At 75.1% G+C, this 6,606-nt stretch carries 7 protein-coding genes; 3 read left to right on the top strand and 4 right to left on the bottom strand.

Going from position 1 to position 6,606, the window contains the following annotated elements:
* Nucleotides 1-42: 42 nt before the first annotated feature.
* The gene (locus ACOJTC_RS02965; RefSeq protein WP_420115633.1) at nt 43-237 is read right to left on the bottom strand and encodes a hypothetical protein; all 195 of its coding nucleotides are present in this window, start codon (nt 235-237) and stop codon (nt 43-45) included.
* Nucleotides 238-325: 88 nt separating this feature from the next.
* The gene (locus ACOJTC_RS02960; RefSeq protein ID WP_420115634.1) at nt 326-1,309 is read right to left on the bottom strand and encodes an aldo/keto reductase; all 984 of its coding nucleotides are present in this window, start codon (nt 1,307-1,309) and stop codon (nt 326-328) included.
* 85 nt (nt 1,310-1,394) lie between these two features.
* Between ACOJTC_RS02960 and ACOJTC_RS02955 the strand changes: the two genes are divergently transcribed.
* Both ACOJTC_RS02955 and ACOJTC_RS02950 read left to right on the top strand, forming a co-directional pair.
* A complete protein-coding gene (locus ACOJTC_RS02955; RefSeq protein ID WP_420115632.1) occupies nt 1,395-2,189 on the top strand; it encodes a trans-aconitate 2-methyltransferase in 795 nt (264 codons plus the stop codon).
* Nucleotides 2,186-3,205, top strand: coding sequence for an adenosine deaminase (locus ACOJTC_RS02950; RefSeq protein ID WP_377685046.1), 1,020 nt, complete (start codon nt 2,186-2,188; stop codon nt 3,203-3,205). The genes ACOJTC_RS02955 and ACOJTC_RS02950 overlap by 4 nt, the downstream gene beginning before the upstream one ends.
* 227 nt (nt 3,206-3,432) lie before the next feature.
* Here the strand turns inward: ACOJTC_RS02950 and ACOJTC_RS02945 are convergent, their stop codons facing one another.
* Together ACOJTC_RS02945 and ACOJTC_RS02940 are read right to left on the bottom strand one after the other, a co-directional pair.
* Complete coding sequence (locus ACOJTC_RS02945; protein ID WP_204927725.1) at nt 3,433-4,836, bottom strand: HAMP domain-containing sensor histidine kinase; 1,404 nt, start codon at nt 4,834-4,836, stop codon at nt 3,433-3,435.
* A gap of 29 nt (nt 4,837-4,865) precedes the next feature.
* A complete protein-coding gene (locus tag ACOJTC_RS02940) occupies nt 4,866-5,555 on the bottom strand; it encodes a response regulator transcription factor (protein ID WP_420115631.1) in 690 nt (229 codons plus the stop codon).
* Nucleotides 5,556-5,628: 73 nt separating this feature from the next.
* On the opposite strand from ACOJTC_RS02940, the gene ACOJTC_RS02935 reads away from it, so the two are divergent.
* Nucleotides 5,629-6,552, top strand: coding sequence for an ADP-ribosylglycohydrolase family protein (locus ACOJTC_RS02935; protein ID WP_420115630.1), 924 nt, complete (start codon nt 5,629-5,631; stop codon nt 6,550-6,552).
* The last annotated feature ends 54 nt before the right edge of the window (nt 6,553-6,606 follow it).

Here is a 6,606-nt window from a genome sequence, read left to right as displayed (position 1 = left end):
CCCGCGCCGGGGGCGCCCCCCCCCCCCCCCCCCCCCCCCCGGTCAGGGCAGCCGCCGGGCCCGCAGGCCGCGCCAGAGCAGCACCAGGCCGGCCAGCGCCAGCAGCGGCCCGACGACGGCCCACAGCCGCTCGTCGCTCATCAGGCTGCCGTCGACGTATCCGAGGCCCTGGACCGTCCAGACGGCGCCGACCACCACGGCCAGCAGGCCCAGGGTGAGCGTGAGCCATCCCCTCACCGGTCCCCCCTCCGTGGGCCGGTCGACCCGGCCCGGTCACCAGGATGCCGGCCGGACGGCACCGACGCGACGACCCGGCCGGCGTGGCTCACCACCGGTCGTGCACCCGGGGCCGGACCAGCTCGTCGTAGACCGACCGGACGGTGTCCAGCTCGGTGCCGGTGAGCGCGGGGGACCCGGCCGCGGCGGCGTTGCCCCGGGCCTGCTCCGGGTTGCGGGCGCCGGGGATGACCACGGTCACCCCGGGCTGGTCGATGACCCAGCGCAGGGCGAACTGGGCCATCGTGCGCCCGTCGCCGACCAGCGGGGCGAGCCGGCGCACCACGGTCAGGCCGAGGTCGAAGTCGACGCCGGAGAAGGTCTCGCCGACGTCGAAGCTCTCCCCGTGCCGGTTGTAGGTGCGGTGGTCGTCGGCGGCGAAGGTGGTGTGCTCGTCGTACCGGCCGGAGAGCAGGCCGCTGGCCAGCGGCACCCGGGCGATGATCCCCACGCCGGCCGCGGCGGCGGCCGGCAGCACCTCGTCGAGAGGCTTGAGCCGGACCGCGTTCAGGATGATCTGGACGCTGGCCACCCCCGGCCGGGCGATCGCCGTGAGTGCCTGGTCGCAGGTCTCGACGCTGACGCCGTACCCGGCGATCCGCTTCTCGGCGACGAGGGTGTCGAGGCCGTCGAAGACCCGGTCGTCGGCGAAGACCTCGGTGGGCGGGCAGTGCAGCTGCACCAGGTCGAGGGTGTCCACGCCGAGGTTGGCCCGGGACCTGTCGGTCCAGGCCCGGAAGTTGTCCAGGGTGTACGCCTGCGGCGTCTGCTCGACCCGGCGGCCCATCTTGGTGGCGACGGTGAGCCCGTGTCCGGGGTTGTCCCGCAGGAACCGCCCGATCAGTTGTTCGCTGCGGCCGTCGCCGTAGACGTCGGCGGTGTCGAGGAAGGTGACGCCGGACTCCACGGCGGCGGCGAGGACGGCCAGGGCGTCGCTCTCGCTGACCTGTCCCCAGTCCGCGCCGAGCTGCCAGGCCCCGAGGCCGACCACACCCACCTGCCGGCCGAGCCGGTCGAAGCTGCGCTGTTCCATGCCGTCGAGCCTAGTGACCTGCTTGCCGGGGCGCAGCGCCGGCCGTACCTTGTAACAAAACGTACGTACGGTTTGGGGGTTGGTCATGTGGGATCCGGGCACGTATCTGCGCTACGACGACGAACGGTCCCGCCCGTTCCACGACCTGCTGGCCCGGGTCGACGCCGGCCGGCCACGCGCGGTGGTCGACCTCGGCTGCGGTCCGGGAACCCTGACCGCGACCCTCGCCCGACGCTGGCCGGACGCCCGGATCAGCGGCCTGGACTCCTCCCCGGAGATGATCGGGCGGGCCCGCACGCTCGACACCCCGGTCACCTTCACCGTGGGCGACGTCACCGACTGGCGGCCCGCCCCCGACGTGGACGTGCTGGTCGCCAACGCCGTGCTGCAGTGGGTGCCCGACCACCCGGCCCTGCTGCGCCGCTGGGCGCACGCGCTGCCGCCCGGCGGCTGGCTGGCGTTCCAGGTGCCCGGCAACTTCACCGGCCCCTCGCACCGGGCGCTGCGCGAGGTCGCCGCCGACCCCCGCTGGGCGGACACCGTCCGGCCGCTGCTGCGCGAGGACCCCGTCGACGACCCGGTCGGGTACGCCGCCACGCTGACCGCCGCCGGCTGCGCGGTCGACGCCTGGGAGACCACCTACCTGCACCGGCTGCCCGCCCCCGCCGACGCCGAACACCCCGTGCTGACCTGGCTGGACGGCACCGCCCTGCGCCCCGTGCGGGCCGTGCTGGACGACACCGCCCTCGCCGGTTTCCGCGCCGCGCTGGAGAACCTGTTGGCTCGCGCGTACCCGGTACGGCAGGGTCAGGTGTACTTCCCGTTCCGTCGGATCTTCGTGGTCGCCCGTACGGGTGCCCGGCACAAGGAGCCGCAGTGACCGACCTGTCCGCCTTCATCGCCGAACTGCCCAAGGTGGAGCTGCACGTGCACCACGTGGGCTCCGCGTCCCCCCGGATCGTCGCCGAACTGGCCGCCCGGCACGAGGGACGCAGCCCCGTACCGGCGGACCCGGACGCCCTCGCCGACTACTTCGCGTTCCGCGACTTCGCCCACTTCATCGAGGTCTACCTCAGCGTCGTCGACCTGATCCGCGACCCCGACGACGTCTGGCTGCTCACCCACGAGGTGGCCCGGGAACTGGCCCGCCAGCAGGTCCGCTACGCCGAGCTGACCGTCACCCCCTACTCGCACGTGCGCCGGGGCATTCCCGCACCGGCGTTCTGCGAGGCCATCGAGGACGCCCGCCGCCGCGCCGAGGCCGACTTCGGCATCGCGCTGCGCTGGTGCTTCGACATCCCCGGCGAGGCCGGCCTGCCGGCGGCCGAGGAGACCCTGCGGATCAGCCTCGACGAGCGCCCCGACGGTCTGGTCGCCTTCGGCCTCGGCGGCCCCGAGATCGGGGTGCCCCGGCCGCAGTTCAAGCCGTACTTCGACCAGGCGCGGGCGGCCGGGCTGCGTTCCGTGCCGCACGCCGGGGAGACCACCGGCCCGCAGACCGTCTGGGACGCCCTGCGCGAGCTGGGCGCCGAGCGGATCGGCCACGGCATCTCCGCCGCCCAGGACCCGGAGCTGCTGGCGTACCTGGCCGAGCGGCGCATCCCGCTGGAGGTCTGCCCGACGTCCAACGTACGGACCCGGGCCGTCACCCGGATCGAGGAACACCCGCTGCGGCGACTCGTCGACGCGGGGGTGCGGGTCACCATCAACTCCGACGACCCGCCGATGTTCGGCACCACCCTCAACGACGAGTACGCCGTCGCCGCCCGACTGCTCGACGCCGGCCCCGAGGGGCTCGCGGCGCTGGCCCGGGAGGCGGTGTCCGCGTCGTTCCTCGACCCGGCCGGGCAGGCCCGGATCATCGCCGAGATCGACGCCTTCGTGGCGACCCGCTGAACCGTCACGGGTGACCGGGAAGAGTGGGTGTACACGCGGCGGGAGCTGGTGTGGGGGACCGTGCCCCCGCCGCGCGTACCGATCCACCGGCCGGTGGGTGTCAGGGGCGACAGGCCGGTGGAACCGATGGGTTCGGCCCCGATCCTGTCAGCCCACCGGCCCCGCGTCGCCGTCGTTAATCCGGATCTAAGGAAACCTTGCGCCACAGCACAGCCAGCGCCGGTTTCTCAGCCGTCGGTGGGACGCTGCCGGGGCCAGCGGCGGCCCCCGCCCTTCTGCTCCCGGGCCTCCCGGGCCATCCGGCCCACCAGCCCGAACCGGTTGACCTGCCGGGGCGTCGCCTGCGGATCGGCCAGCAGCATCACCACGCTGGCCCCGCCCAGGTGGGCCCGGTCGAGGCTGACCGAGCCGTTGGCCTGCAACGCCACCCGCCTCGCGATGTCCAGGCCCAACCCGGTCGAACCCTGGTCGCTGGCCCCGCGCCGCAACGCCCGGTCCGGGTTCGCGATGCCCGGACCGGCGTCGTCGATCCGGATCGCCACGTACCCGTCCCGGCGGGAGACGGCCACCTCGAACGCGGTGCCCTGCGGGGTGTAGCGGAAGACGTTGCCGATCACCGCGTCCAGGGCGGCGGCCAGCTCGGCCCGGGGCACCGGCACCGGAATCCGGAACTGGGCACCGCTGACCCGGTGCGGGCGGTTCTGGTCGCCGGCCAGCGCCGCCCAGAACACCATCCGGTCCCGGACCACCTCGCTGACGTCGCACTCGGCCGGCCCGGCCTCGTGTGCCACCGCCTTGCGGGTCGTCTTGATCAGCACGTCGATCTCGCCCTCCAGGGTGACGATCGCCTGCCGGATGCGCCGGATCGTGCGCCGCCGGTCCAGTTCCGCCGCGCTGAACGAGCCGACGCTGGTGTCGTCGGAGTCCAGCCCCTCGGCGTCGAGCCGCAGCACCGTCAGCGGGGTACGCAGCCGGTGCGACAGGTCCGCCACCAGCTCCCGTTCGTCGGTGCGGGCGGCGACCAACCGGTCGGCCATCCGGTTGAACGCGTACCCCGCCTCGGCCAGCTCGCGCGGGCCGCTCGGCTCGACCCGTACCCCCAGGTCACCGTCGCCCACGGCGAGCGCGGCGCGGACCAGGGCCCGGGTGGAGTCGACCGCCCGCCCGGCGACCCGGTCCACCACGATCACCGCCGCGCCGACCAGCGCCACGGCCACCCCGGTGAGCAGCAGCCAGGTGCCGCCCGCCCCCTCGTCGAGGACGGCGTCGGGCACGAAGACCTCGACCACGGCGACCCGGCCGTCGAGCACCACCGGGTCGAGCCGGACCAACCCGCCGTCGACGTCGACCACCCGGGACTGCTCCCCGGCCCGCGCCCGCTCCAGGTCGTCGGCCGACGCCCGGCCGGCCGGCTGCTTCCCGGCCAGGCCGTGCACCACCGGACGGGTCGCCGGGTCGTCCCCGGTGGCCTCGACCGCGCGGCGGACGGCCGCCGGCTCGGCGCTGACGGCGAGCGCGCCGGTGACCAGTGCCCCGCGTCGCGCCGCGTCGGCGAGCGCCTCCTCGCGCACCTCCTCCCGCAGGGTCAAGCCGAGCGGGACGAGGAACGCCGACGCGACCAGCGCGCACATGCCGGCCGTCAACGCGGCCAGCGCCGGCCTCAGTCGGGGGCCACCAGCCGGAACCCCACCCCCCGCACGGTGCGCAGGTAACGCGGCTTCGCCGCGGACTCGCCCATCTTTCGGCGCAGCCAGTACAGGTGCACGTCGATGGTCTGGTCCTCGCCGACCGACGGTTGGCGCCATACCTCCTCCAAGAGTTCCCGCCGGGACACCACCCGGCCGGGCCGCGCCGCCAGATACGCCAACAGGTCGAATTCCTTACGGGTGAGCGCCAGGGGCTCCCCGTCGAGCACCGCGCTGCGCTCGCCCACGTCCACCCGCAGCCCTCCGACGGAGTGCACGGCCGGCGCGACGGTACGGCTGGCCCGGCCGACCCGGCGCAGCACGGTGGTGATCCGGGCGTCCAGGTGGGCGCCGGTGAACGGTTTGACCCTGTAGTCGTCCGCGCCGGCGCGCAGCAGGCGGACCACCGACTGCTCGTCGTCGCGGGCGGTGGCGATGATGATCGGTACGTCGGTGATGCCGCGCAGCATCCGCAGCGCGTCCGAGCCGTCGAGGTCGGGCAGGCCCAGGTCGAGCACGACCAGATCGGGGGTCTCGGCGGCGACCCGACGCAGCGCGTCCAGCGCCGTGCCGACCGCGTGCACCGCGTGCCCCCGTTCACTGAGCGACCGCAGCATCGCGCCACGGACGACGTGGTCGTCTTCGACCAGGAGCACGGTGGCCACGTCAGCACCGTACTGCCCGTGGCAAGTCGGGCGCGTTGCGACGCATCCGCGAACCGGGCAAAATGGTACGACGATGCCGTTCACCCTGTTTCCTGACGCCCGGCTGGCGTTGGCCCGGGACAGCCTCGCCGGGCTGTCCGTCGGCGACGCCCTCGGTTCGCAGTTCTTCGTCCCGGGCCGCCGACCCGACGACCTCGCGGCCGGGCGACTGCCACCACCGCCCTGGCAGTGGACCGACGACACCGAGATGGCCTGCTCGGTGCTGGCCGAACTCGCCACCCACGGCGACGTCGACGCCGACCGGCTCGCGCTGGCCTTCGCCACCCGGGCCGAGCCGTACCGGGGCTACGGGCCGGGCGCGGTGAGCATCCTACGGCTGATCCGCACCGGCACCCCGTGGCCGGTGGCCGCCGCGTCGGCCTTCGACGGCCAGGGCTCCTGCGGCAACGGCGCGGCGATGCGGGTCGCCCCGCTCGGCGCCTGGTACGCCGACTCGACCACCCGTGCCGCGTCCCGGGCCCGGGTCAGCGCCGAGGTCACCCACGCCCACCCGGAGGGGATCGCGGGCGCGGTCGCGGTGGCCGTCGCCGCCTGCCTCGCCGCCCGGGCCCGGCTGGACGGGGAACCCCGCCCCGACGCGGCCCGGCTGCTCACCACCGTCGCCGGGTCGATCGACCCGGCCAGCGTCGTGCACCGGGGGGTACGCCGGGCGATCGGCCTGCTCGGTCGCGGCCTCGACGAGGCCGTCGCGACGCTGGGCAACGGTGCCCGGGTGACCGCCCAGGACACGGTCGCGTTCACCCTCTGGGTGGCCGCCACCCACCTGGCCGACTACCCGGCCGCCATCCGCGCCTGCGTCGAGGCGGGCGGGGACGTCGACACGACCGCCGCGATCGTCGGCGGGATCATCGGCGGCCACACCGGGGTCGGCACGCCCGGCGGGGTGCCCGCCGACTGGGTGGCCGCCCGGGAGCCGCTGCCGGACTGGCTGGACTGAACCGACCCGGCCGGCCCTCAGTGCGTCGACACCCGCTCGGCGTCGGCGTGCCCG

This window comes from Micromonospora sp. (assembly GCF_048594385.1).
Classification (GTDB): domain Bacteria; phylum Actinomycetota; class Actinomycetes; order Mycobacteriales; family Micromonosporaceae; genus Micromonospora; species Micromonospora wenchangensis.
The sequence above is the reverse complement of the archived record's forward strand: the minus strand, read 5'-3'. Positions and strand labels throughout refer to the sequence as shown.

Bases quoted from the DNA above. Each gene is read 5' to 3' on its own strand.
- ACOJTC_RS02960 (WP_420115634.1), bottom strand. From the start codon at position 1,309: ATGGAACAGCGCAGCTTCGACCGGCTCGGCCGGCAGGTGGGTGTGGTC.
- ACOJTC_RS02945 (WP_204927725.1), bottom strand. From the start codon at position 4,836: ATGTGCGCGCTGGTCGCGTCGGCGTTCCTCGTCCCGCTCGGCTTGACC.
- ACOJTC_RS02935 (WP_420115630.1), top strand. From the start codon at position 5,629: ATGCCGTTCACCCTGTTTCCTGACGCCCGGCTGGCGTTGGCCCGGGAC.
- ACOJTC_RS02955 (WP_420115632.1), top strand. From the start codon at position 1,395: ATGTGGGATCCGGGCACGTATCTGCGCTACGACGACGAACGGTCCCGC.